This window comes from Paenibacillus sabuli (assembly GCF_014705605.1).
GTDB classification, from domain to species: domain Bacteria; phylum Bacillota; class Bacilli; order Paenibacillales; family Paenibacillaceae; genus Paenibacillus_D; species Paenibacillus_D sabuli.
On the sequence record NZ_JACXIZ010000017.1, the window covers coordinates 30,593 to 55,114 of the forward strand.

27 protein-coding genes are annotated in these 24,522 nt (G+C 60.5%); 21 read left to right on the forward strand and 6 right to left on the reverse strand.

Annotated elements, in window-relative coordinates; all coding sequences use genetic code 11:
• Positions 1-35 precede the first annotated feature (35 nt).
• Together IDH44_RS10585 and IDH44_RS10590 are read right to left on the reverse strand one after the other, a co-directional pair.
• Positions 36-896, reverse strand: coding sequence for an AraC family transcriptional regulator (locus tag IDH44_RS10585; RefSeq protein WP_223869566.1), 861 nt, complete (start codon positions 894-896; stop codon positions 36-38).
• Entirely contained in the window at positions 893-2,062 is a 1,170-nt protein-coding gene (locus tag IDH44_RS10590; RefSeq protein ID WP_190917430.1) for a LacI family DNA-binding transcriptional regulator, read from the reverse strand. Before IDH44_RS10590 ends, IDH44_RS10585 begins: the two co-directional genes overlap by 4 nt.
• A gap of 558 nt (positions 2,063-2,620) precedes the next feature.
• On the opposite strand from IDH44_RS10590, the gene IDH44_RS10595 reads away from it, so the two are divergent.
• Positions 2,621-4,120, forward strand: a complete 1,500-nt coding sequence (locus tag IDH44_RS10595) for a tagaturonate epimerase family protein (protein ID WP_190917432.1) — start codon at positions 2,621-2,623, stop codon at positions 4,118-4,120.
• 518 nt (positions 4,121-4,638) lie between these two features.
• On the opposite strand, the gene IDH44_RS10600 is transcribed toward IDH44_RS10595, so the two are convergent.
• Positions 4,639-5,196 (reverse strand): hypothetical protein, encoded by a 558-nt coding sequence (locus tag IDH44_RS10600; protein ID WP_190917434.1) that lies wholly within the window; start codon positions 5,194-5,196, stop codon positions 4,639-4,641.
• 97 nt (positions 5,197-5,293) lie between these two features.
• On the opposite strand from IDH44_RS10600, the gene IDH44_RS10605 reads away from it, so the two are divergent.
• The 6 genes from IDH44_RS10605 (at position 5,294) to IDH44_RS10630 (ending at position 9,756) form a co-directional block, all read left to right on the forward strand.
• Positions 5,294-5,887, forward strand: coding sequence for a TetR/AcrR family transcriptional regulator (locus tag IDH44_RS10605; protein WP_190917436.1), 594 nt, complete (start codon positions 5,294-5,296; stop codon positions 5,885-5,887).
• A 193-nt stretch (positions 5,888-6,080) separates the two neighbouring features.
• On the forward strand, positions 6,081-6,827 hold the full coding sequence (locus tag IDH44_RS10610) for an SIMPL domain-containing protein (protein ID WP_190917438.1): 747 nt from the start codon (positions 6,081-6,083) through the stop codon (positions 6,825-6,827).
• A gap of 187 nt (positions 6,828-7,014) precedes the next feature.
• Positions 7,015-7,464: an L-fucose mutarotase gene (gene fucU, locus IDH44_RS10615; RefSeq protein ID WP_190917440.1), complete on the forward strand. Its 450-nt coding sequence runs from the start codon at positions 7,015-7,017 to the stop codon at positions 7,462-7,464.
• Positions 7,454-8,305, forward strand: coding sequence for an amidohydrolase family protein (locus IDH44_RS10620; protein ID WP_190917442.1), 852 nt, complete (start codon positions 7,454-7,456; stop codon positions 8,303-8,305). The genes fucU and IDH44_RS10620 overlap by 11 nt, the downstream gene beginning before the upstream one ends.
• Positions 8,305-8,730, forward strand: a complete 426-nt coding sequence (locus tag IDH44_RS10625) for a hypothetical protein (RefSeq protein WP_397326762.1) — start codon at positions 8,305-8,307, stop codon at positions 8,728-8,730. The genes IDH44_RS10620 and IDH44_RS10625 overlap by 1 nt, the downstream gene beginning before the upstream one ends.
• Before the next feature lie 9 nt (positions 8,731-8,739).
• Positions 8,740-9,756 (forward strand): zinc-binding alcohol dehydrogenase family protein, encoded by a 1,017-nt coding sequence (locus IDH44_RS10630; protein WP_190917689.1) that lies wholly within the window; start codon positions 8,740-8,742, stop codon positions 9,754-9,756.
• On the opposite strand, the gene IDH44_RS10635 is transcribed toward IDH44_RS10630, so the two are convergent.
• Positions 9,757-9,978, reverse strand: a complete 222-nt coding sequence (locus tag IDH44_RS10635) for a DUF2905 domain-containing protein (RefSeq protein WP_190917443.1) — start codon at positions 9,976-9,978, stop codon at positions 9,757-9,759.
• A 131-nt stretch (positions 9,979-10,109) separates the two neighbouring features.
• Positions 10,110-10,337, reverse strand: a complete 228-nt coding sequence (locus IDH44_RS10640) for a 3-dehydroquinate dehydratase (protein ID WP_190917445.1) — start codon at positions 10,335-10,337, stop codon at positions 10,110-10,112.
• Between the two features lie 182 nt (positions 10,338-10,519).
• Here IDH44_RS10640 and IDH44_RS10645 point away from each other — a divergent pair, with 182 nt between their 5' ends.
• Positions 10,520-11,134 carry a hypothetical protein gene (locus IDH44_RS10645; protein ID WP_190917447.1) on the forward strand — a complete coding sequence of 205 codons (615 nt, stop codon included), beginning with the start codon at positions 10,520-10,522 and terminating at the stop codon, positions 11,132-11,134.
• Positions 11,135-11,172: 38 nt separating this feature from the next.
• Here the strand turns inward: IDH44_RS10645 and IDH44_RS10650 are convergent, their stop codons facing one another.
• On the reverse strand, positions 11,173-12,153 hold the full coding sequence (locus IDH44_RS10650) for an aldose 1-epimerase (protein WP_190917449.1): 981 nt from the start codon (positions 12,151-12,153) through the stop codon (positions 11,173-11,175).
• A 132-nt stretch (positions 12,154-12,285) separates the two neighbouring features.
• On the opposite strand from IDH44_RS10650, the gene IDH44_RS10655 reads away from it, so the two are divergent.
• From IDH44_RS10655 to IDH44_RS10715, 13 genes are all read left to right on the forward strand, one after another.
• A complete protein-coding gene (locus tag IDH44_RS10655; protein ID WP_190917451.1) occupies positions 12,286-12,867 on the forward strand; it encodes a thioredoxin family protein in 582 nt (193 codons plus the stop codon).
• A gap of 112 nt (positions 12,868-12,979) precedes the next feature.
• Positions 12,980-13,672, forward strand: coding sequence for a response regulator transcription factor (locus IDH44_RS10660; RefSeq protein WP_190917453.1), 693 nt, complete (start codon positions 12,980-12,982; stop codon positions 13,670-13,672).
• Positions 13,669-15,153, forward strand: a complete 1,485-nt coding sequence (locus tag IDH44_RS10665) for a sensor histidine kinase (RefSeq protein ID WP_223869567.1) — start codon at positions 13,669-13,671, stop codon at positions 15,151-15,153. The genes IDH44_RS10660 and IDH44_RS10665 overlap by 4 nt, the downstream gene beginning before the upstream one ends.
• 97 nt (positions 15,154-15,250) lie before the next feature.
• The gene (locus IDH44_RS10670) at positions 15,251-16,372 is read left to right on the forward strand and encodes a TolB family protein (RefSeq protein WP_190917455.1); all 1,122 of its coding nucleotides are present in this window, start codon (positions 15,251-15,253) and stop codon (positions 16,370-16,372) included.
• Positions 16,373-16,484: 112 nt separating this feature from the next.
• Complete coding sequence (locus IDH44_RS10675; protein WP_190917457.1) at positions 16,485-17,417, forward strand: aldo/keto reductase; 933 nt, start codon at positions 16,485-16,487, stop codon at positions 17,415-17,417.
• Complete coding sequence (locus IDH44_RS10680) at positions 17,417-18,205, forward strand: alpha/beta hydrolase (RefSeq protein ID WP_190917692.1); 789 nt, start codon at positions 17,417-17,419, stop codon at positions 18,203-18,205. The genes IDH44_RS10675 and IDH44_RS10680 overlap by 1 nt, the downstream gene beginning before the upstream one ends.
• A gap of 492 nt (positions 18,206-18,697) precedes the next feature.
• Positions 18,698-19,804 (forward strand): ectoine/hydroxyectoine ABC transporter substrate-binding protein EhuB, encoded by a 1,107-nt coding sequence (ehuB, locus tag IDH44_RS10685; RefSeq protein ID WP_317890159.1) that lies wholly within the window; start codon positions 18,698-18,700, stop codon positions 19,802-19,804.
• Positions 19,805-19,808: 4 nt separating this feature from the next.
• On the forward strand, positions 19,809-20,465 hold the full coding sequence (ehuC, locus tag IDH44_RS10690; protein WP_190917459.1) for an ectoine/hydroxyectoine ABC transporter permease subunit EhuC: 657 nt from the start codon (positions 19,809-19,811) through the stop codon (positions 20,463-20,465).
• A 3-nt stretch (positions 20,466-20,468) separates the two neighbouring features.
• Positions 20,469-21,128, forward strand: a complete 660-nt coding sequence (gene ehuD / locus IDH44_RS10695) for an ectoine/hydroxyectoine ABC transporter permease subunit EhuD (protein WP_190917461.1) — start codon at positions 20,469-20,471, stop codon at positions 21,126-21,128.
• A 170-nt stretch (positions 21,129-21,298) separates the two neighbouring features.
• Complete coding sequence (ehuA, locus tag IDH44_RS10700; RefSeq protein WP_190917463.1) at positions 21,299-22,117, forward strand: ectoine/hydroxyectoine ABC transporter ATP-binding protein EhuA; 819 nt, start codon at positions 21,299-21,301, stop codon at positions 22,115-22,117.
• Positions 22,118-22,152: 35 nt separating this feature from the next.
• Positions 22,153-22,665 carry a diaminobutyrate acetyltransferase gene (gene ectA, locus IDH44_RS10705; protein ID WP_190917465.1) on the forward strand — a complete coding sequence of 171 codons (513 nt, stop codon included), beginning with the start codon at positions 22,153-22,155 and terminating at the stop codon, positions 22,663-22,665.
• 101 nt (positions 22,666-22,766) lie between these two features.
• Complete coding sequence (gene ectB / locus IDH44_RS10710; RefSeq protein WP_190917696.1) at positions 22,767-24,056, forward strand: diaminobutyrate--2-oxoglutarate transaminase; 1,290 nt, start codon at positions 22,767-22,769, stop codon at positions 24,054-24,056.
• Between the two features lie 31 nt (positions 24,057-24,087).
• The gene (locus IDH44_RS10715; RefSeq protein WP_190917467.1) at positions 24,088-24,471 is read left to right on the forward strand and encodes an ectoine synthase; all 384 of its coding nucleotides are present in this window, start codon (positions 24,088-24,090) and stop codon (positions 24,469-24,471) included.
• The last annotated feature ends 51 nt before the right edge of the window (positions 24,472-24,522 follow it).

Below are 24,522 nucleotides of genomic sequence, written 5' to 3' on the forward strand. Positions count from 1 at the left end.
GGTGGGTCAACCATTGCGCGCCAGCCATGCAGGTATCAGAATCGCCCCTCCGAACGGTAGGAGCCCGGCGTGCGGCCGACGATGCGCTTGAAGACGCGGTGGAAGTGGGGCAGGCTCTCGAACCCGCACCGGGCGGCAATCTCGCCGATGCCGTCGTCGGTCCGGGCCAGCAGCTCCTTGGCGCGGACGATGCGCTTGGTGGTAATGTACGCCGTCACATTGAGCCCGGTCAGCTGCCGGAAGACGCGGCTGAAGTGGGCGGGGCTGACCGCCGCGCGACGCGCCAGCAGTGACAGACTGAGCGTCTCCGTGAGGCGATCGTCGATGAAGGCCATGCTCTCCCGCATCCAGGGGGGACCGGCCGTCTGCGGTCCCTCCGTGCCGCCGCTCTGCAGCCGGCGGCCAATGAGCAGCAGCAGCTGCAGGAGCAAGAGCCGCGCCGCGCTGCGGGCGCCATGCCCGAAGGCGCCGAGCTCCGCGTGCACTGCGTCCAGCAGCGTCCGGGTCTGCCGGCCAAAAGCCTCGTCGCCGGTGTACTTGTACGCCTGATGCGCAGCGCAGTAGCGGAAGCTGTCGAGATAGGCAAAGTCGTCGTACACCGTCTGCTGCACAAGTGCAGGGCTGAAGTAGAGCGCTGTCGAGGTGACCGGATTGGCGGCCTCGGGGAAGGCGCGGTGAATCGTATTGCCGGGAATCAGGAACAGATCGCCGGCCTTCATCTCATAGAGGGAGCGATCGATGAAAAAAACACCCGAGCCGGCGTAGACATAGACAAGCTCGTACCAGTCGTGCAAATGGTCGGGCAGCTCGCATTGCGAGCTCTTGGTGTCGCGGTAGGCAAGCGCGAGCGGCATGTCCTCGGCGGCGAATTGCTTGCGCAGCGGCGCCGGTCTCATGTCGCGCGCCCCCGGCGCTCGGGCGGCGCGGTGGAGCCGCGGTCGACGAGCTCCGGCGCCAGTTGCAGCGAGGCTCCGCCCGCGCCCGCTTCGGAGTCGCCGTCTCGAGCGTCCGCGGGCCAGACTGCGCCGCCCTCGTCCGAACGAACCGAAGCGTCCGCTGCGGAGGCGGCTTCGTGCGGCGCATCGGGCGCCCTGGCGCCGCCGTCCTCCGCTCCGGTCATACGCATCAATTGCGCGGCGATGGTGCGTGCGATCCGGCGCACGTCGACGCCGACGGCGCTGATCGGCGGCTGCAGCTCCGCCATCCGGGGGATATGGTCGTAGCTGATCAGCGACAGCTGGACGGGGATGTCCAGCTCCAGCTCGGCGGCGGCGCGCAGGATGCCGCGCGTCAGATCGTAGCTGCCGCTGATGATCGCGCTCGGGCGCGCGGCGGCAGCGGACCCGGCGCCGCTGGCGTCCGAGCCTTCCGCCGGGCTATGCACGCCCAGCACCTGCATCGCGGCCAGATAGCCGTCATGCGATTCGAGACTGTGCACGGGCACGCTCTGCGCAGGCAGGCCGAGGGCGGCCAGCTCCTGCTCGTAGGCGGTGAGCTTCTCCTGCTGCAGCAGATCGCGGTACGCGGGGGCGCCGAGATAGGCGATCCGGCGATGGCCGAGGTCGTACAGGTGCCGCACCGCGAGGCGGATCGCCTGATCGCGCATCACGTCGACGGCGGCATACGGCGTCTGACCGCCGAGTCCGTAATAGAGGACGGGGATCCGGGTCGGGTAGGGCATCCGTTCGACGAAGGTGGCGTCGCGGTCGTAGAAGATCAGGATGGCGTCCGTCTGGAACCGGTTGAACACCTCGAGCGCCGAGTCGATGCGGTTCATGGAGAGCAGCGTGGTGTAGCCGCGCTGCTCGAGCTCCTCATTGATGAGTGTGATCAGGATCGACGGCGTCACGCGCTCGACGCTCGGCCAGACGACGCCGACGGCGCCGCTGCGGCGGGAGACGAGCCGCCGGGCCGCGTTGTTGGGCTGATAGCCGAGCTCCTCCGCGATGCGGCGGATTTTGGCTTTGGTCGCTTCTTGGACGAGCGGACTGTCCCGCAGCGCTTTGGAGACCGTCGAGAAGCTGACGCCGGCTACCCGGGCAATATCCTTGATCGTGGTCATGCGCGGGCGCCTCCATTTCTAACGGTATTGTTCGTGCGTAGGGTGAGCAGGCTTTGCAGGGCTTGTAGCGCTCCTGGGCGCGTAGCGGCCGAATCGACCGCAAGACTGTCCCCATTATAGCTTATTTTTTTGTGGAATAACAACGTTGTTAACGCACAGGCCTGGCTGCGGCAGCAGTCGACACGGCGAATCGCAGGCGGGGCGAGGCAAATCATCGCAAGTAATGTAAGTTACCCGCATTCTCGCATTTGGACCCATTTCGGCACGATAAGCTTTGACGGGCAATAACAACGTTGTTATAATGGGCATGACAACGTTGTTATTTAGCAAACATCCGGTTGCCGACAAGCGTCTCAAGTCAGGGTGTCGCTGCAAGCATGATCAAGCTGTATGGGATCTGTCTTGCATGATCGCCCTGCTTGAACATCCCACCGGCTTGTACGTCTCGCATGATCATGCCGCATGATGCAGCATGTGGATTCGTATGGCATGGTTAGTGCCGGAATCGGATCGGATCGAACTTTTGCATTGCAATCTAACGAAGAGGTGAATCGAACAATGAGTGGAATCGCAGCAATTGCGCGCCAGCTCGCCGCCGAAGCGAAGGCGCCGGCCGACAGCGCAGCAGTCAAGGTATACGAAGCCTCCTATTCGGAGCATGGACCGACCCGCGTGGTCATGGTGCGCGACGGCATCGACAAAAAGCTGCTGGCTGCAGGCGGCGGCGAGCTGTACGAGGCGCTGCAGGGCGAGGAGCAGGACGGTGTCAAGCGCGCGCCGCTCTCGCATGAGAACCGGCTCGTCTTGAATCGTTATTTCGACTATACAGTGCCCAAGGCGTTCGGCAAGCAGGTCGCGACGTTCGGGCTGGGCGACCGGCTCGGCCTGGCGAGTCCCGGCCATATCCAGACGATTCGCGGCCGCGACGTGAAGCCGATCCTGGCGCAGCAGAGCATCCGCGAGTTGGCGCTGACCGGCCGCAACTATCGCGAGGTCATCGACGCGGCGTGCTATGCCGCTTTTCAGGAAGGCTACAAGGACGGATTCGGCGCCGACGGCGACCATCTCAAGGTTGAGGACGACATTCGGATGTCGCTGGAGCTCGGCTTTACGATGCTGACGCTCGACTGCTCCGAGTACATCGACAATGACATCGAGGGGCTGGACGAGGCTGCGCTGCGCGCGAAATATGCCGAGGTGCCCGCCGACAAGCGCTCGCATTACGAGGCGACCTATCTGAACCGCAGCTTCGAGGTCGGCTCCGAGCAGGTGGCATTCGACGAACTGAGCCTGATGAAGAACGTGCTCACCTACGATCCGGCGATCGGCTACATGCTGCATATCTACGACACGTTCATCAAGACGGCCGGTCGCGAGATCGACTTCGAGATCTCGATCGACGAGACGATGACGCCGACCGCGCCGGAATCGCATTATCTGGTGGCGAAGGAGCTGTACGACCGCAAGCTGGACATCTTCAGCATGGCGCCGCGCTTCTGCGGCGAGTTCCAGAAGGGCATCGACTACATCGGCGATCTGGCGCAGTTTGAGCGCGAGCTCAAGGTGCACGCGGCGATTGCCGACCACTTCGGCTACAAGCTCAGCATTCACTCCGGCAGCGACAAGTTCAGCGTATTCGAGCTGGTCGGCAAGTACACCGGCGGACGCTTCCATGTCAAGACGGCCGGCACGAACTGGCTGGAGGCGGTGCGCACGGTCGCCAAGGTCAATCCGGACCTGTATCGCCGCATGCATCAGTACGCGCTCGATCATTTCGAGGAGGCGCTGGCGTACTACCACGTCACGACCGATCTGTCCAAGATCAAGCCGCTGGCAGACGTATCGGACGCCGAGCTGCCGAATTACATGAACGAGGACAATGCGCGTCAGCTCATTCACATCACGTACGGCATTCTGCTGCAAGCCAAGAACGAGCAGGGCGGGCCGCTGTTCCGCGACGAATTCTACCGCACGCTGATCGAGCAGGAGGCGCAATACGACAGCTCGCTGGCCGCGCACATCGGCCGCCATCTCGACCTGCTGGGCAAGCGCAAGTAACCGGCTAATCGGCGCGCCTCCAGGGGAGCCGTGCCAGGCTATCAAGCATGTACAGCTTGCAGAGAGTCGGTGCGCTCGGCATGCAATGCAATGACGCACCGGCGTTCCATGGGTGTGCTGTTGTCCAATATTCGCTGGCGCTCTATGCGGCGCTCTAAGGTGTGCTGCCCGTTGTCGCACTGACGCTCCATGTGTGTGCGTGCGTCTCATGTCCCAAGCACTTCGTAATTGGTGATCCGACGCCGTCCCTGTTCAGGGGCGGTCTTTTTTTTATGACTATGCGATCGTATGCTGGCTGTACTTGTAATGGACATCAGAGACGCTTAGCGCCGTTTTTTGGCTTCCTGCTCTGTGTAACGGTCATGAGCGACGCTTAGCGGGGGTTATGGGCCGTGTAGGTGGCGGAAATGTCCGCTAAGCGTCGCTGGTGTCTGTTAGAGCTGCCATGAGTAGGCCCGTCCCGCGCTGTTCCGCGCGCATTGCGCTTGTCTGGCTGCCCAGCTCGCGAACGCGGCGCATCAATCGGGCTCCAGTTCGCGAACGACACGCGCTCTTCGCGGCCAAATGGAGAAGCTGAAGCTGTACAGAAAGTCAATTGCAACGATAACGGACCACAGCTGCAGAATGCGGATCAGGCTCTCCGTGCGGGACGCGTCCCGAACATACGCGATCATACCAAGCAGGACTGCCCCTCCAATCATCCAGGCAAGCCAATGACGGAGCCACATGCGACGCTCATAGCTCGCATGTTCCGGGCCGCGCTTGGGTCGAGGCTCAGGAGCAGGGCCTCCTGCAAAACGGTAGGCGAACCGTTTATCCGCCCACCGGATCATTTGGTGACCGTAAGCAATGGACACGCCAATATAAATAGCCGCAATGCCGTGGATGGCGGTTGCGGTGGCGCCGCCGCGCAGATCGAGGGCTGTCGCAACGATCAGAACGAGATCGACTACGGGCGTCAGCAGCAGAAGCATGGCGCCCAGCTTAGGCCAACGAAGCAAGTAGCGACAAGCGAGACCCGCGAGCACGAGCCCCCAGAAGCCGATCTCGCAGCCAATAATCAATGCAGGAATCATAGGAAAATACGCTCCTTTTTAATACACTCGTATTATTAATGAATGGCGCTATTATCGCACAATTGTATTAAAAAATCCAGTATGTTAAATTAAAAGTATGCCAAAAATCGTGAATCACGATGAGCGCAAAGAACAGCTTGCGGAAGCGGCTTGGCGCGTCATACGCCGGGATGGCTTGGAGGGAGCCTCCGTGCGAAGCATCGCGGACGAGGCGGGGATGTCCCTCGGCTCGTTGCGGCACTACTTTATGACGCAGGCAGAGCTGCTGCAATTCTCCATGCGGCTGGTGTCGGAACGCGTTCGAGCAAGAATTGAACATAAGGTGTACAGTGGCGACCCCTACCGGGATATCGCGGCAATTATTGGCGAACTGGTGCCGCTGGACGAGGAGCGGCTGGCGGAATGCGAGGTCTGGCTGGCCTTCGTCGGGAGCTCTGTTGCCGATCCGGCCTTGCGAGAGCTTGGGCAGGAGGTGCACAACGAGCTGTATAGGGGCTTTCGTCAAATTGTGGACTCGCTCATTCGGCTCGGTCTAGCGAGGCCGGGAATCGACGCAAGCCTGGAGACGATGCGTCTTCACGCACTGGTGGACGGGCTTGTGGTGCACGGTGTGACGCGTCAGGGAACGATGACCCGGGAGCACATCCAGCAGATTATCGCCTATCATATGGATGAGTTGTCGGGCAACTAGGGAGATCTGTTTTGAAATCGAGCCGATCCTGCGCTGCAGATGCAGGAAGAGCCGCTCGATTTTGCGGAACGAAGTGTTGCGCGGACGGAAAATTGTCCGCGCCACTTCGCCTTACCTGCAACCTTCCCCGCGCCCCCTGCGTCTAGGACAGTAGCAAGTGGGAAAACCTACCTCGCGAAAGGAGAACGAAACGATGCAGATGAAAAAGTGGGTCCAGACCGGTCTGATCGCCGGAGCGTTGATGCTCGTCTATACGGCAGGAGGGCTCGTCCAGCAGCACGCTCCCCAGCAGGCCGCGGCACAGGAGGAGACACAAGTGAACAGTACGATCACCGTGCAGGGCACGGGCATGCTGAGCGCCAGCCCCGACTGGAGCGAACTGCGCGTCGGCGCCGAGACGGAGGGCGAGACGGTAGCCGCAGCGCAGAGCGCCACGGCCGAGTCGATCGCCGCCATCAAGGAGGCGCTGCTGAAAAACGGCGTGCAAGCCGAGGACATCAAGACGGCGGAATTCAACGTTCGCCCGAATTATCAGTATGACGAAAAGGGCAGTCGCAGTCTGAACGGCTTCGTCGTCACGCATATACTTCATGTCGGCTACGGCGAGCTCGGCAGCGTGGGCAAGGTGCTCGATGCGGCGGCCAAAGCCGGAGCGAACCGAATCGACAATGTGCAATTCACCATCGAAGACCGCGGCGACCTCGAGATCAAGGCGCTGGAGAAGGCGGGCAAGCATGCCCGCGCCAAGGCAGAAGCACTAGCCGCGGCAGCAGGTAAAACCATCGTCGATATCCAGCAGGTCACCGAGCAATCCGGCGGCGGCGGTCTGATGGGCTTCGAACGAGCCGCGGCGGATGATTCGGACGGAGGCAGCACCTCGATCGAAATCGGCCAAGTGGACGTGAGCAAGAGCATCAGCGTGACCTATATTGTGAAATAAGCGCGACTAGACTACGCGTGAATCTAGAAAAGGCCCGTGGCCGCTGACAGGCGCACGGGTCTTTCGCATGTCGTCGGACGCACAACACAGATCAAAATCGGGTATAACGTTGCAAAAATTGATTCTTTCAATATCGTAAATTGTTGTTACAATAAAGGGGAATCGGTTTTGAAAGGTGGTTGCTAGCATGCTGAAAGGCATTCCGAACATTTTGCCCCCAGAGCTGCTCAAGCTGCTCATGGAGATGGGACACGGCGACGAGCTGGTGCTGGCGGACGGCAATTTCCCCGCCGCATCGACTGCGTCGCGTCTCGTGCGCTGCGACGGTCACGCCATCCCCGCGCTGCTGGATGCGATCCTGCAGCTGATGCCCCTCGACCAGTACGTGCCCCGTCCGGTCGCGCTGATGGAGGTCGTGCCCGGCGATCCGGTGGACACCCCGATATGGAAGCGGTATCAGGAGACAATTGTACGTCACGGCGGGCCAAAGGAGCCGTTTGAACAGATGGAGCGCTTTGCCTTCTATGAGCGGGCCAAGCGGGCCTATGCCGTCGTGGCGACAGGCGAAGGCGCGCAATATGCCAATCTGATCCTGAAAAAAGGGGTCATCCGGGAGGGAGACGCCGATGCGCATTGACGCACACCAGCATTACTGGAAGCTGAGCCGCGGCGATTACGGCTGGCTGTCGCCGCAAATGCCGACGCTGTATCGCGATTATTTGCCGGCCGATCTGCAGCCGTCCCTGGCGGCGCACCGGATCGACGGCACGATTGCGGTGCAGGCGGCGCAGACGCTGGAGGAGACGGATTATTTGCTGGAGCTGGCCGAGCGCGAGCCTTCGATCCTCGGCGTAGTCGGCTGGCTCGATCCGGCCGATCCGGCGTGCGTGGCGCATTACGAGCGGCATAGCCGTCATCCCAAGTATGTCGGCTTCCGAATCATGATCCAGGAGCTGGCCGACGCCGAGACGATCCTGGAGCCGGGCTATGTCGCCCGGCTGCGCGAGCTGGCGCAGCGGGACGCGCCGATCGATCTGCTCGTGCTGGCGCATCAATTGGATCCGCTCGTTCGGCTGCTGGATCAGATCCCGGAGCTGCGCGGCGTGGTCGATCATCTGGCCAAGCCGCCGATCGCGGCGGGCGAGCTCGAGCCGTGGCGCAGCCGGATGGCCGAGATCGCCGCCCATCCGGGCATCTATTGCAAGCTCTCGGGCATGGTAACAGAGGCGGATCATGATGGGTGGCGTCCCGAGGACCTGACTCCGTATGTGCGGGCCGTGTGGGAGCTGTTCGGTCCGGAGCGTGTCATGTACGGCAGCGATTGGCCGGTCTGCCTGCTCGCTTCGAGCTACGACCGACTTGCAGAGGCGCTGGAGCAGGCGCTGCCGGAGGGCCTGAGCGCGGCGCAGCGCGGCGCCCTGTACGGCGGCAATGCCGCCGCCTTCTACAAGCTGAACACGAAAGGAGACGTGCGCTAATGAAGGTTCGCAAGCTCGGAACCACCGGTCTGGAGGTGTCCGCACTGAGCTACGGCGCAGCGGCGCTCGGCTCGGTATTCCGCGATATCGATCCCGCCGAAGGCGTGCGTACGGTGCACGCCGCCGTCGACGGCGGCGTCAATCTGATCGACGTCAAGGCGGCATGCCGCGACACCGCCCGATGGTGCGCCGACCAGGGCGTCGATCTGGCCAAGCTGGCGGTGCAATATGCCACGCAAGCACGAGGCTATCCCGACGACGCTCGTCAGCACGGCCAACCCGCGCAATATGGCGCGCAACATCGCCTGGGCGGAGGAGCCGCTCGACCGCAGCGTGCTGGAGCAGGTGCTGGAGCGGCTGCGTCCGGTGCACAATATGACGTGGCCGAGCGGCCGGGCGGAATACGACACGACAAAGGCAGGTGAACGCACATGATGAAGCAGATTGTATGCGAGCAGCCCGACCGGCTGCGCATGGAGGAGGCGCCTGTGCCGACGCCGCAGGCGGGAGAGGCGCTCGTGCGGATCCGGCGCATCGGCATCTGCGGTACGGATATGCATGCCTACAAAGGAAATCAGCCGTTCTTCACCTATCCGCGCGTGCTCGGCCACGAGCTCGCGGGGATCGTGGAGCAGGTGGAAGGACCGGATGCCGGTATCCGCATCGGCGATCAGGTGGCCGTCGTGCCGTACCTGGAATGCGGGCGCTGCATCGCCTGCCGGGCCGGCAAAACGAATTGCTGCACGCAGATGCGCGTGCTAGGCGTGCATGTCGACGGCGGCATGCGGGAGCGGATCGTCGTGCCCGCCGATCATTTGCTCCGGACCTACGGCCTGTCGCTCGATCAGGCGGCCGTCCTGGAGCCGCTGAGCATCGGCGCGCATGCGGTGCGCCGCAGCGGGCTGGAGGCGGGCGAGACTGTGCTGGTCATCGGAGCGGGCCCGATCGGGCTCGGCGTGATGGCCTTCGCCCGCCATCGAGGCGCCAAGGTTATCGCAATGGATATTAATGAGGAAAGACTTGCATTTTGTCGCTCGTGGGCGGGGGCGGACGAGGCCGTAAATGCGCTGGAGGAGCCGTTGCAGGCGCTGGAGGCGTTGACCGCCGGAGATCTGCCGACCGTCGTGTTTGACGCGACCGGCAACGTCCGCTCGATGACCGACGCCTTCCGGTACGTCGCGCATGGCGGCAAGCTGGTGTATGTCGGCCTGGTCAAGGCCGATCTGTCATTTCACGATCCGGAGTTCCACAAGCGCGAGCTGACCTTGCTGGCCAGCCGCAACGCGACGCGGGAGGATTTTGCGGTCGTGATGGAAGCCGTGCGCGGCGGCGCGGTCGACATTGCCCGCTACATCACGCATCGTGCGGCGTTCGCGGATATGACGGACCGCTTCGAGGGCTGGCTGAAGCCGGAGTCCAAGGTCATCAAGGCGATGGTGGAACTGGATTGATCACTTGGTGAGCCAGCGGACGACGGAGAGAATGACGGTGCCGACGACGCTGATCAAGATGCAGGTGACGATCGGAAAGTAGAAGCGGGCATCGCCTTTCTCCACGACGATATCGCCCGGCAGCCGTCCGAGTCCAAACCATCGCCCGCCAAGCATCCAGACGGCCCCGATGAGGACCAGCACGGCCCCGGCCACGATCAGCAGCTTGGGAACATTGTTCATGAGCGCCCCCCTTTTGATGCAATCGTTGTATTTATGTATTGGATACCCAAAAAGACCGGATTCTACACGGATTCCGGTCTTTTTGTATGAGTAGAATAGCCTGTATAAAAAGAAAGGATCGTTTGTCCTGTTTAAAATAATGAAATGGTCAGCGTATCTTTTTCGTTGATGGCGTGGAGCGTCGCTTCGCTGCCTACAACCTCGACGCTGATTAAGGAACGCAGACAATTCTTCAACGCGTTTTTGCCAAAAACCCATTTGCGGTTCAGCGTTTCGGCGAGCCTGTCCATCGTCTTTTTATTGCTCTCCGATAAATAAACGGGAATTGTACGGTTTTGGAACATGATCACGGTTTGCATGCCAGGTCACTCCAATCCTATAGAGTTTCTTATCTTATACGGTCAAGTATAATGGAAGATTATTAAAAATATCTTAAAAGCAATTTACAATATTGTGATCTTTCAGAATTCGGATGCGAAAAGCGAACAGGAATTGCTCGGTTTGTGTCGAAGGGAGTCTATACAGAGAGGAGAGATCGTGCTTGCGATTGTTGTGGTTCATTGTATGGGTATTGTTCATTGGCTACGCGGTATGGCTCGCGCCCGGCGAGGGCGTAGGCGACGATCCGATCTTTGCGGAGTTGCTCCGGCTGCAGGCGGAGGAGCCGCTGGTGCTGATGATGTTCGCGTTGCTTGGCGTGTTTCCGCTCGTATATGCTTGTCTGCTGCTGCGCGACGACCGCGGCTCCTGGCCGGCATGGCCGTTTGTAGTGTTGTCGCTTGGACTCGGCGCATTTGCGCTGCTGCCCTATTTTTTTGTGTCGTTGCCCGGACGTCGCATCCATCATCGCGTCTCCGGCGGACTGCGCAGCGTATGCGAGAGCCGGCTCGTTCAATTGCTGCTGCTGGCGCTGACGCTTGGACTGGTCGCGTGGGGCGTCGGCAGCGGCGATCCGGAGGCGTATGCGGAAGCCTTCATGGCTTCGCACTTCGTGCATGTCATGACGCTCGACTTCGTACTGCTCGCGCTCCTGTCGGTGTATGCCATCGCCAATCAGCAGCGTGGGTATCGCAGCAGGCCGGGGGCAGCCTGGCTCGGCCTGCTGCCGCTCGTCGGTCCACTGCTGTACACGCTGTTCTCCCGCGTCCCGCGCTAGCTAGCTGCGATCCGCCGCTATATCCAGCTTCCGCCCGGCTAGCGCGCGCTCACGCTGATCTGGGTGACTGCGACCGCCCGCTGCCCCGGCGCGACCGCGCGCAGCCCGGTCAGCTCGGCGGGGGCCTTTACATTCGGCGCATTGGTGACCCAGGTATACGGCTCGGGGCAGAGAAAGCCGGATTCGCCCCCCGCATTGTAGACGACCCACTGGCCGAACTGGCTGTCGGCGCGGTAGACGATGCGCAGCCCGGCCTGTTCATCGGTCAGCACGGCTTCATTGTCGCCCTGATCCCGGGACTGGAACACGTCGTCGAGCGCGATGCCCTGCAGCGACAGGCCCTGCTCCAGCTCCTCGCGGCGCGGCGCAGGCAGCAGCCGTCCGGTGGGCAAGAGACGTTCGCCCAGCTCCCAGATCTGATCCGTCTGCAGTTGGAAGGTGCAGTGCGACAGGTCGCCGCCCGCGGTCAGCGGAAAATGAAAGGTCGTATGATAGCCCAGTCCCCACGGCATCGGCGCTTCGTCGTCGTTGTCGACGGTGAAGGTCTGCGTGACACGTCCCTGCTCGAATACGAACCGCATGCGCGCGGTAAAATCATGCGGCAGCGCGGCGAAGACGGCCGGCACGTCCTTGGCCCGCACGGCCGTCTCGACGACGGCTGCGCCCTCATCTGCGGCAGTATGCGCAATGGTCCAAGGGGCGTCGACCAGCACGCCGTGGATGTGATTGCCCTTGTCCTTCTCGTTGACGGGGAAGGTGTAGGTGCGTCCGTTGAAATCGAAGGTGCCGCCGTCGATCCGATTGGGCGGGAACAGCACGGGCGTGCCGTGCAGCACCGGCTTGGCCAGATACGCCTCCCGGCTGGCCGGGGTGCGTAGCAGCGGCGTGCCGCTCTCGCGCCAGATCAGACTGATCAGATTGGTCCCCCAAGCGGGGACGATGATGCCCTCCAGCAGCGGTGTCCGCACGCGCAGCGCCGCTTCTTCCATATACGTGATGTGCTCGATCGTTGTGCTCACTGTTCATCATTTCCTTTCCTGCATTGATTCCCCTCCATTATACCACGCCACCACGCCGAGCGTGGACAGCTGTAAGCGTTTTTGCTATACTCCACACAAGACCCATGCTAGGCATGGAAGGAGGAGAAAGGGATGGCCTTTACGCTCGAACTCGGCGCCCAGGCGCCCGAATTTTCGCTCCCGGCCACGGACGGGAAGACGTACGGCTTGGGCGATTTTGCCGACGCCAAGGTGCTCGTCGTATTTTTTACCTGCAATCATTGTCCGTACGTCGTCGGCTCCGACGAGGTAACTCGCGCCACGGCGCTCAAGTATGCGGACCAAGGGGTGCGTTTCGTCGCAATCAATGCCAACAGCGTCAATACGAAGCCGGACGATTCCTTTGGCCATATGGTGCAGCGGATGGAGGAGCAGCAGTTCCCGTGGACGTATCTGCATGACGAGAGTCAGGCGGTCGCCAAATCGTATGGCGCGCTGCGTACGCCGCACTTCTTCGTGCTGGACGACGCACGCCGGCTCGTATACACCGGACGCGGCGTCGATCAGCCGCGCGACACGTCCAAGATGACGGTCAACAATCTGGACGAAGCGCTGGCCGAGCACTTGGCCGGCAAGCCGGTGTCGACTCCGCTGACCAATCCGATCGGCTGCAACGTCAAGTGGGACGGTCAGGACGAGCACTGGATGCCGGTAGAAGCCTGCGATCTCGTATAATTGACAACTGACGCGATGTCTTGCGAAGCCGCTCCGGCAGGGGCGGCTATTTGACGTGGTGGGCACAGGCCGCCTGCTGGGGTACAATAATGAAAAAAGGGAGGGATGCGCGATGACGGCTGAGCCGCGCTTATTGGTGGTCGATGACGAGCCGGGCATCGTCGGCGCGATTGCCTATGCCTTCCGGCGCGAAGGCTACGCGGTGGAGACGGCGCAGGACGGCGAGGAGGCGCTCGCCAAGGTGGCGGCGTTCCGGCCGCAGGTGATGGTGCTCGATGTGATGATGCCGGGGCTCAGCGGCTACGACGTCTGCCGCCGTCTGGAGCAGCGCCAGGGGCTGGGCATCATCCTGCTGACGGTCAAGGACGATATTGTGGACAAGGTGCTCGGGCTCGAGCTGGGCGCGGACGACTATATGACCAAGCCGTTCGACGTGCGCGAGGTGGTGGCGCGAGTGAAGGCGCTGCTGCGGCGCATGGAACGCGATCATCAGCAGCATGAGCCGGGCGAGCTGAGGCTCGGTCCGGTGACGATCCGCCCGGCGAGCCGGAGCGCCGTCGCCGGCGAGCGGGAGCTGGAGCTGACGCCGAAGGAATTCGATCTGCTGGCGCTGCTCGCGGCCCATCCCGGACGGGTCTATACGCGTGAGCAGCTGCTAGAGTTCGTATGGGACATGGACTATGCAGGCGGGACCCGCACCGTGGATATTCACATCCGGCGCCTGCGGCAAAAGCTCGGCCAGGTCGGCGCGGAGCTGCTGCAGACCGTGCACGGCGTCGGCTACCGCGCGAGCGCGGCGCCATGATGCGCATCAGCATCAAGGTCAAGCTCAGTCTGCTGCTGACGGTGCTGATTGTCGCCGCGGTGGCGATCCTGGCCCGGCTCGTGCTGCAGGGCATCGACGCCAGCCAGCGCGCCGAGACGGAGCGCGAGCTGGCGCGGCAGAGCGAGATCGCAGGATTACGCGTGCGTCAAGCGTACATGCTCGGCGACCGCAAGGACGACGACGAATTTTTGCGGTTGCGGGGGCAGGGGCTGGCGATGGAGATCAGCAGGCAATCGGGCCTGCCTGTCGTCATCTACGACCGCGCTGGCGAGCCTGTCGGCAATTCGCTGCAGCAGCTGGAGGCGCTCGACATCCGCGATACGCTCGACTATGCGCTGTCCGGCCGCACGGCCTACCAGGTGTCCGGCGCCTCGCTCGTATACATGGCGCCGCTGGCCGGGTCCGCCGGCCAGGTCGGCGTGGTGCAGTTCTACTATTCCCTGCAGACGCAGCAGGCGTTCCACGCCTCGATCAAGCGGCTCTTCCTCACGACGGGAGCGGCGGTCGCCGGCGCCGGTCTGCTGATCGGCTATCTGTATCTGCACCGGTTCAGCGGCGCCATCTATCGGCTGCGGGATCTGGTCGGCGCGATCCGGCGGGGCGACTATCCGCACGCCGCCGCGCGGGTGCGCGGCGACGAGCTCGGCGAGCTCGAGGCGGGCATCTACTATATGAGCGATGCGATTCGCAGCAATATCGACGGGCTGCAGGCGGAGCGTCACAAGCTGACGCTCGCGGTGACCAAGCTGCAGGCGCTCGAGCAGCGCCAGAAGCAATTCATCGGCAGCATCAGCCACGAATTCAAAACGCCGCTGACCTCGATCCGCGCCTACGGGGATCTGCTGGAGATGTACGCCGACGATCCCGAGCTGGTGGCGGAGGCGCAGGTCAATATCAGCCGCGAGGCGCAGCGGCTCCAGGAGATGGTGGACAAGGTGCTGCGGCTGTCGGCGCTGGAGAAGTACGAATTCGAGAGCGAGGCCGGGCCGGTCGCGGTGGATGAGCTGCTGGGGGAGCTGTGCGGGCGGCTGCGCGGCAAGGCGGCGCGCTTCGGCATCAGCCTGGAGAGCCGGCTCGAATCGGCTGCCGTATGGGGCGACCGCGAGCTGCTCAGCTCGATTTTTATGAATGTGCTGGATAATGCGATCAAGTACAACGTCCGGGGCGGCGAGGTCTGCGTCACTTGCGCCCAGGAGGACGGACGCGTGCGCGTCGCGATTGCCGATACGGGACTCGGCATCCCCGCCGAGGAGCGCGCGCGCATCTTCGAGCCGTTCTACACCGTGAGCAAGGACCGGGCGCGCCGCACGGGCGGCAGCGGACTCGGCCTGGCGCTCGTGCGCGAGATGACGGACAAGCAGGGCGGCGAGATTGCCGTGGAGGCGGCGTGCGGCGCGCGCGGGGGCACGCGTTTCATTTTGACCTTTCCCGGGCATTCGAGCGAGCGCTCGACCGACTAGCGCAGTCGCCAGATGTTACAATTCGGAAACAACTCGGGCACGAAGTGGAAATAACCGGTTGGTATGCTGAAGGCATCCAATACGGGAGGGATACCAGATGAAAAATCAACGGAACCATCAACCAACCAAACGCACAGCGCTCGCGCTGATGGCGGCCTGTCTGCTGGCGGCGGGCTGCGGGCAGAGCAACGCCAACGAAGGACGCGAAGTGATCGAAAAGCCGGACAAGGAGATTACGGTGCTCGAAAACGGGGCGCAGGCCCAGGACAGCGCAGCGCAGGTGCAGACGATCGACGAACTGGAGGCGCTGCGCGGCTTCGATTGGCTGAACGAGGAGGAAATTATCGTCAGTCAGCCGAACGAAGAGGCCGAGCCGATCACGGTCGAAGGCGAGGCGCGCTACCCGAACCATCTCTATGCGTACAACCTGACTACGGACGAGCTGGAGCCGCTGCAGGAGAGCGACGAGGAACAGAACTTTGCGCTGCTGTCGCCGGACCGCAAGCATTTGTTCTACAAGGTGATGGAGGAAGCGAGCGGCTTCCCGCATATGCTGGATCTCGAGTCGGGGGAATCGATCCGGCTCATGGAGGACCAACTGTTCGCGTATGAAGGCGACTGGGCGGACAATACGCATGTCGTGTTCGGCACGGTGACCGGCCAGATCGTCAGCGCCGACGTGGAAGGCAACGTCGAAGTGCTGGCCGAGGCCGGCGGCGTCGTATCGGATGTGCACCGCATCGACGATCGCCTCTATTATCAGAACGGCGGCGTACTCTACATGCTGGAGCTGGCGGACGACGGAACGGCCGGCGAAGCGCGCGAGCTGATGGAGGGCGTCGACTGGGTCGTGCCGTCGCCGGACGGTCAGCAGCTCGCGATCGTGCGCCAGAGCGGCGAGGCCGAGCGGACGCTGATGCTGACCGATCTGGAAGGCAACGAGAAGACGTCGCTGGCGACGTCCACCCAGATCTTCGGCACCTCCTGGGCGCCGGACGGCACGCGCCTGGTCTACAATGCCGTATCCGAGTCGGGCGGCGACAAGGGTGTCTTTATCGCCGACGCGGTCACCGGCCAAACGACGCAGATCGCCGTCGATATGGAATACGCCGCCGACAAGATTCGCTGGAGCCCTTCCGGCGCGCGCCTTCTGACTGCGCAATCGGTCGAGACGGATGAGGGCTATACGTTCAAGACGTATGTCATCACCTTGCAATAAGCGATCCGAAAATCGTTATATTGCAGGTGAAAACCCTTTTATATGCGTGCAAGCGACTCTCGTTTATAATAGAATCGATATTGAAATTGTAAACGCGAGGAGATGAGCGGCAGTGAAGCAATTGACGATTGAAGGTCTGAATAAAGGCGTATCGCGGCTGATCATGGGGTCGGATTATTTCCGGCCCTCCGTCTACGAGCTGGTCTGCGCCAACCTCGATGCCTACACGGCGATCGGGGGCAATACGATTGACACGGCGTTTATTTATTGCGGCGGGGAGAGCGAGCAGGCGATCGGCATGTGGGTCGAGGAACGCGGTAATCGCGACGCAATCAACCTGTGGACCAAAGGCGGCCATCCCAACAAGGACGGCAATCGAGTCAACAAAGCGGCGATTGCCGAGGAACTGACGATCAGCCTGGAGCGGCTGCGGACCGACTATGTCGACCTGTACGCGCTGCACCGCGACGATCCGGATATGCCGGTAGGGGCAATTCTGGAGGCGCTCAACGAGCACGTCGAAGCGGGGCGAATGCTGGCATTCGGCGCGTCCAACTGGAGCTGGGAACGGCTGCAGGAAGCCAACGCCTATGCCGCCGAGCACGGCCTGCGCGGCTTCACCTTCAGCAGCCCGAACCTGAGCCTGGCCAAGGCCAAGGAGCCGTATTGGGCGAATTGCGTCAGCGTCGATGAACAGACCCAAGCCTGGCACGAGGAGAGCAAGCTACCCATCCTGTCGTGGTCGTCGCAGGCGCGCGGCTTCTTCACCGGGCGCTTCACGCCGGAGGATACCTCCGACGCCGATCTGGTGCGGGTATTCTACAATGACGACAACTGGGAGCGGTATCGCCGTGCCGAGCAATTGGCAAAGGAAAAAGGCGTCGAAACGATTCAAATTTCGCTGGCGTATGTGCTCAGCCAGGAATTTCCGACGGCGGCGATTATCGGGCCGCGCAACGAGGCCGAGCTGCGCTCCTGCCGCGAGGCGGTCGACATCGATCTCACGAAGGAGGAAGTGCGTTGGCTGGATCTGAGAACGCGGTAATGGAGCTATGGCCCGAGGGTGCGCCGCACGCGGCGGGGAGCGGGGATGAGGATCGCCCCGCTATCACCGCTTACCCGGCGCCAGGCGCCCGCTCGGCTGTCATCGTCTGTCCCGGCGGCGGGTACAGTCACCGGGCCCAGCACGAGGGAGAACCGATCGCGCAGTGGCTCAATACGCTGGGCGTCTCGGCGTATGTGCTGCGATACCGGGTGGCGCCCTATCGCTACCCGTGCGCGTTGCTCGACGTGCAGCGCGCGGTGCGTACCGTGCGTGCCGGCATGGCGGCCGGACAAGCCGAGGCGCCGGAATTGGTCGGCGTGCTCGGCTTCTCGGCCGGCGGCCATCTGACGGCGACGGCGGGGACGCATTACGACAACGGCGATCCTGTGGCCGAGGACCCGATCGAGCGGCATTCCTGCCGGCCCGACGCCATCGTGCTCTGTTATCCGGTTGTGACGCTGCAAGATCCTTACGCCCATGCCGGCTCGCGAACCAATTTGCTGGGAGAGGAGCCCGATCCTGAATTGGTGGCCAGTCTTAGCAACGAGACCCAAGTGACGCCGGACACGCCGCCGACGTTCCTGTGGCACACCTCCGAGGACGGCGCAGTGCCGGTGGAGAACAGCCTGCTTTTTGCCGGCGCGCTCAGCCGCAGCGCCGTGCCGTTCGACCTTCATGTGTACGATCACGGCGGCCATGGGCTGGGACTGGCAGGGGATGATTCGCATATTGCAAATTGGTCCGATGTATGCGGAAAATGGCTGAAAACACGCGGGTTTTACAGTTAAAAGACGCAAATAACGTGAATCATTACCCCGTAAAACGTTATTTGAAACAATTTAGAACGAATTTGGGCGAAAAAGCAGCGAATCATGCCGGTTTTAAGGCAATTTGCTGCTTTTTCGTTTGTTTTCGAGCCGTAGCTTCACCGCATAACATAAAACCAAAATCGGGTAAACGGCCGATATTGCAATGATAAGGCCCTATACGGGAGGAATAAGGAGGCTCAGCCAGTTAATCTCTCCTCTTCCCAATTGAGCGCGTTTTCAATGGAATTATGGAAGGCTACTGGAAATGACCGGTACCGCTTATCCATGTTAGCATTATTGTTGACCCCGAAGCGCAAGGCAAATTTTCCACCTCGTGCGACGCGAAATGGACGCGAAATGTTCGTTACATTCGCGACTCAACTTGCGGGATACCCGATCCCCATCTCCGGAATACTACTACTGCAAACTTGAAAATCATCATGTTTATGCAGCGGCAAGTTGGTTTAATACATGACGGTATGGAAAAGCCCGCTGCGCGATGGTGTGGTCCAGGCGGCCTGCGCCCCTGCAACGAGCACTGGAGCAAAGAGGGGGGAAATTAAAGAAATGAAAGGTTGTGGACCGAACGTGAAAGCAAGAAAGACCATGGTTATGGTATTGCTGGCTGTCGTGTTGGCGATCGCTACTGCATGCGGCGCGAACAATGAAGGGACCAACAACGGAGGAACGACGAATACCGGGGGCAACACGAATACGGACATGAACACCGGAAGCAATGACGGCGGCAACAACGCCGACAATGCCGGTGAAAACGACGGAGACATGGGCGACGCGGAAAGCACGCTAGAAAAAGCGCGCGCTGCCGGAACGATTAACGTAGGCTTTGCCAACGAGGAGCCATACGCGTATCAAACGGCGGACGGCGAGCTCACCGGCGAAGCGGTGGAAATTGCCCGCGTCATTCTGAACAATCTGGGAATCGAAGAGATGAACGGACAGTTGACGGAATTCGGCGGGCTGATCGGCGGCCTCAAAGCGGAGCGTTTTGACATCATTACCGCCGGTATGTTCATCAATCCGAACCGTTGCTCGGAAGTGGCGTTTGCCAATCCGGAATACAGCATCGGCGAGGCGATCGCAGTGCCGGCCGGCAATGAAATGGGCATCATGAGCTACGCTGACATCGCCGAGAAGGGCGCGAAGGTAGCAGTCATGACCGGCGCCATCGAGATCGAATACCTCGAAGCGGCCGGTGTCACCGAGGACCAAATGGTCATCGTACCGGATCAAAATGCCGGCATCAGCGCCCTGCAATCGGGCTCGGCGGACGTCTTCACCGCTACAGGTCCGGCCCTGCAATCCCGACTGGACGCTGCCGGCGACAGCAACATCGAGCGCGTAGCAGACTTTGAACAACCGACGAATGCCGACGGTGAGAGTGCCAGAGGCTACGGCGCAGCGGCCTTCCGTCAGGCCGACGCCGAGTTCGTCGAAGCTTACAACGAAGAGCTGCAGAAGATGAAAGAATCCGGACAGCTTCTGGAAATTCTTCAGGAATTCGGCTTTACCGAAGCTGAGCTGCCGGGCGATATGACGGCTGCGGAGCTGTGCGGATAAGACGATGAATCCATCCCTATGGATGGAATGGGCGCCGCTGCTTTGGAAGGGATTGGTCACCACTGTACAGGTGGCCCTCCTCTCCGGGGTGGTCGCACTGTTCCTGGCGGTGTTGACGGGCATCTGCCGCCTCTCCAAATACAAGCTGATCCGTGGAATTGCTTACGTGTACGTCATGCTGTTTCGCGGGGTGTCGCTGCTGGTATTGCTTTTTTGGGTCTACTTTTCGCTCCCGGCACTCGGCATTGAGTTTTCGGCTATATCCGCCGCCGTGCTGGCATTCGGCCTGAATTACGGCGCTTTCGGCTCGGAGATCGTGCGCAGTTCGATTCTGGCGGTGCCGAAGGGACAATGGGAGGCCGCGCTTGCGCTCAACCTGACGCCGGCCCAGCGCATGTTTCGCATCATTTTACCGCAGGCTGTCGTACGCATGCTGCCGCCGATCAACAACCTGATGATTGAGTTGCTGAAGGCGACTTCGCTTGTATCGTTTATCACGCTTGCCGACTTGACCTTTCAATCGCAGATTTTGCGCGGTCAGTTTTTCGGCAATACGATTGAGCTGTTCACCATCGTATTGATTCTGTATTTCATCTTGTCTTCGTGCATCACGCTGGTTGCCCGGCTGTTGGAGCGCAAGCTGTCAGCGGGGAGGATGTAAGCTATGGAATTGGATTGGGAATACGCGTTTTCAATACTGCCTACCCTGCTCAAGGGTCTGAAGACGGCGCTTTACGCGACGGTGGTCGGCTTTGTGATCGCCTGTGTGGCCGGTCTCGTACTGGCACTGCTCGTGCGCGTTCGCGTCAAAGTCGTCAAGTGGGTCACAAATGCGTTTATCGAATTCGTTCGGAGCACGCCGCTTTTGATCCAGCTGTTTTTCCTGTATTTCGGCCTCAACAAGTATTTTCAACTTTCGGCCTTTACGGTGGGCGCAGTCGCGCTCGGTATCCACTACAGCACATATCTTGCGGAGGTGTACCGCTCCGGCATCGACAATGTCGAAAAGGGACAATGGGAAGCTTCGCGGGCGCTTAATTTTTCCAAGGGGCGTACTTGGACGTCGATCATATTGCCGCAGGCAATTCCGCCAATTTTGCCGATTATGGGCAATTACTTGATCGTCGTGTTCAAGGAAACGCCGCTGCTGGCCGGCATCACCGTGCTGGAGATGCTGACGCGCAGCAAAAACATATTGTCCAGGGACTGGAAGCCGTTTGAGCCGTATACGATGGTCGGTCTGATTTTCCTGGTGCTGAGCTTGACGATGGCCATTGTGTTCGAGTTGATGGAGCGGAGGATGAATCGTCGCTTTACCAAATAAATCGGAAGCCTAATCTTGACTATTGCTGTGTTTTGCCTAAGGGCAAAGGGGTGAGCATAGATTGCGCTGCTTGAAAGCTAAGTTTTCAGATGAAAATAATCGTTTTGTACCCGTGCCTGTTTTTGGGCGGCGTCAAGCGGGTATAAGGACCAAAGAAGGGAGGCCTAAAGATGAGCACGACAGTACAAGAGCGTGAGCCGCATGCCGTTTCGGGAGGGGAGACTGCCCTGCCGATCGTCAAATATAACGACGTCAAAAAGTCGTTTGGCGATCTTGAAGTGCTGCACGGCATCAATCTGGAGATGCGTCCCGGCGAAAAAATTGCCATTATCGGGCCGAGCGGATCAGGCAAAACGACGCTCGGACGGATGCTGATGACGCTCGAGGAGCCGACTTCCGGCACCATTGAGGTCGACGGCGAGCTCTTGTGGCACATGGAGCGCGGCGGCAAGCTGGTGCGGGCGAGCGAAGCCCACCTGCACCGTATGCGGACGAAGATTGGCATGGTGTTTCAGCATTTCAACCTTTTTCCGCATATGAAGGTGATCCGCAATGTCACCGAGGCCCCGCGCAAAGTTCTCGGTCTGTCCAAAGAAGAAGCGCATGAGCGTGCAGTAGAAATGCTGCGCAAGGTCGGTCTCGAAGACAAGCTGGATGTCTATCCCTCCAAGCTGTCGGGCGGACAAAAACAGCGGGTGGCGATCGCCCGAGCGCTCGTTATGCGCCCCAAGGTCATGGTGTTCGACGAAGTGACCTCGGCGCTCGACCCCGAGCTGGTGGGCGAGGTGCTGGAGGTCATCAAGGAGATCGCGCTCGAAGGTGAAATGGCGATGATGCTGATTACCCATGAAATGGATTTTGCCCGCGAGGTGGCAGATCGAGTCATTTTCGGGGCCGACGGCCTCATTGTCGAGGAAGGCCCGCCAAGCGAGCTCTTTGAAAATCCGGAGAGCGAGCGCCTGCAATCTTTTCTGAGACGCATGAATTAATACCAAGCTTGAATACCTTGAAGGAGGCGACGCACATGTCCCCATCTCATCCAATCTCGCTGCGTCCTCCGACCAAGCAAGACGGCACGCCCGTATGGGAACTGATCCAGCGAGCTGGAACCCTGGATCTGAATTCCACCTATTGTTATCTGCTGCTGTGCGACCTGTACGCCGATACATGCATGGTGGCCGAGCAGCACGGACGTCTGGTCGGATTCGTATCGGCGCTGCTGCGCCCGGACAATCCGGAAGCGCTATTCGTCTGGCAAGTGGCCGTCGACCCCGAAGCAAGAGGGCAAGGATTGGCCAAACGAATGCTGACCGAGCTGCTGGCGCGGCCGCAAGCGGATGGAGTTCGCTATGTCGAAGCGACAATCGGTCCGTCAAACGCGGCGTCGCGCGCGCTGTTTCGCTCCTTGGCGAAGGTCGGCGATTGCAGCATGGAAGAGTCGCATGAACAGGGCTACGGCTCGACGCTTTTCCCCGCTGGTCAGCATGAGGATGAACCGCTCATTCGAGTTGGACCGCTTGCGCGGCGACCGAGCTGAGCGCATACGACTAATTTTTAATGATCATTTTTCAACCAACTAACCTATGAAAACAATCCGGGAGGGATTCGGTGAGTACTCACAAGCAAGAGAAACCGTCGATGAAGGTGTTTGAACAACTGGAATCCGAGGTTCGCAGCTACTGCCGAAATTTTACCACCGTATTCCAAAAGGCACGCAATGCGAAGCTTTGGGATGCAAGCGGAAAAGAATATACCGATTTTTTCGCTGGTGCAGGCGCACTGAACTATGGACACAACAACCCGCGTATCAAACAAAAGCTGATCGATTATTTGCTGGATGACGGCGTAACGCACAGCCTCGATATGGCCACGATGGCAAAGGAAAACTTCCTCACTCGCTTCCAGGAGCTGATCCTGAAGCCGCGCAACCTCAATTACAAGACGATGTTCCCCGGCCCGACGGGAACGAATACGGTCGAAAGCGCAATGAAGCTGGCCCGCAAGGTGACCGGCCGCACGGAAATTGTCTGCTTCACAAACGCCTTCCACGGCATGTCGATGGGCGCGCTGTCGGCAACGGGCAACGGCTTCAAGCGCGGAGGCGCAGGCGTATATCTGCCGTATACGACCTTCATGCCGTATGACGGCTACTTCGGCCGTCTCGTCAATACAGCCGCTTATCTGGAGAAGCTGCTGGACGATCCGGGCAGCGGCGTAGATACGCCGGCAGCCGTCATCCTTGAGACCGTACAGGGCGAAGGCGGTCTAAACGTGGCCAGCGACGCCTGGCTGCGTCAAATCGAAGAAATCTGCCGGGCGCGCGACATTCTGCTCATCGTCGACGATGTGCAGATGGGCTGCGGCCGCACGGGCACGTTCTTCAGCTTCGAAGAAGCGGGCATCGAGCCGGACATCGTCTGCCTGTCGAAGTCGATCGGCGGCTACGGACTGCCGATGGCGCTGACGCTCATTAAGCCGGAATATGATGTCTTCAACCCGGGCGAGCACAACGGCACGTTCCGCGGCAATAATCTGGGCTTCATCGCCGCCGCCGAAGCGCTGGAATATTGGGCTGACGCCAAGCTCGAAAAAGAAATTGCCGAGAAGGCCGACATGATCAACGGCGCACTCAGCAAAATGGTGAACGAGCATCGCGAGATTGAGGCCGAGCTGCGCGGTAAAGGCTTTATTCAAGGAATTGCCTTTACCGGAGAGCCCGAATTGGCTTCCAAGCTGTGCGCCGCCGCCTTCGAGCGCGGCATCATCATGGAGACGTCGGGTCCGCGTGACGAGGTAGCCAAACTTATGCCGCCTCTGACGATAGAAAAAGAATTGTTGGAGCGCGGCCTCGCAGAAGTCGTCGAAGCGATGAACAGCATCATGAGCGCATTCAAGCAAGAAGAAAAAGAGCTGCAACTGCAATCTTAATCGCCATTAAATCGAGAGGAGCAATCGCAACATGATCGTAAAACAACTGAGCGATATTTTGAACACGAAGGACGACGTCGATACGCCGACATGGAATGCCAGGAGGCTGCTGCTGAAGCAGGACAATATGGGCTTCTCGCTGCATGACACGGTCATCAAGGAAGGGACCGAAACCTACATCTGGTATAAGAACCATGTGGAAGCCGTCTACTGTATCGAAGGCGAAGGCGAGATCGAGGTGATCGGCGGGGAGACGTATCCGCTGCGTCCGGGCACGCTGTATGCGCTCGACGGCCACGAGAAGCACTGGCTGCGGGCGAAAAAACAGCTGCGCATGGTATGCGTGTTCAATCCTCCTCTCACCGGCCGGGAGGTACACGACGAAGAGGGCGTCTATCCGCTCGTCGTCGATTAAGTACGACAACATGATTGACTATAAATATAAGTTGGATGAAGGATGATGCAA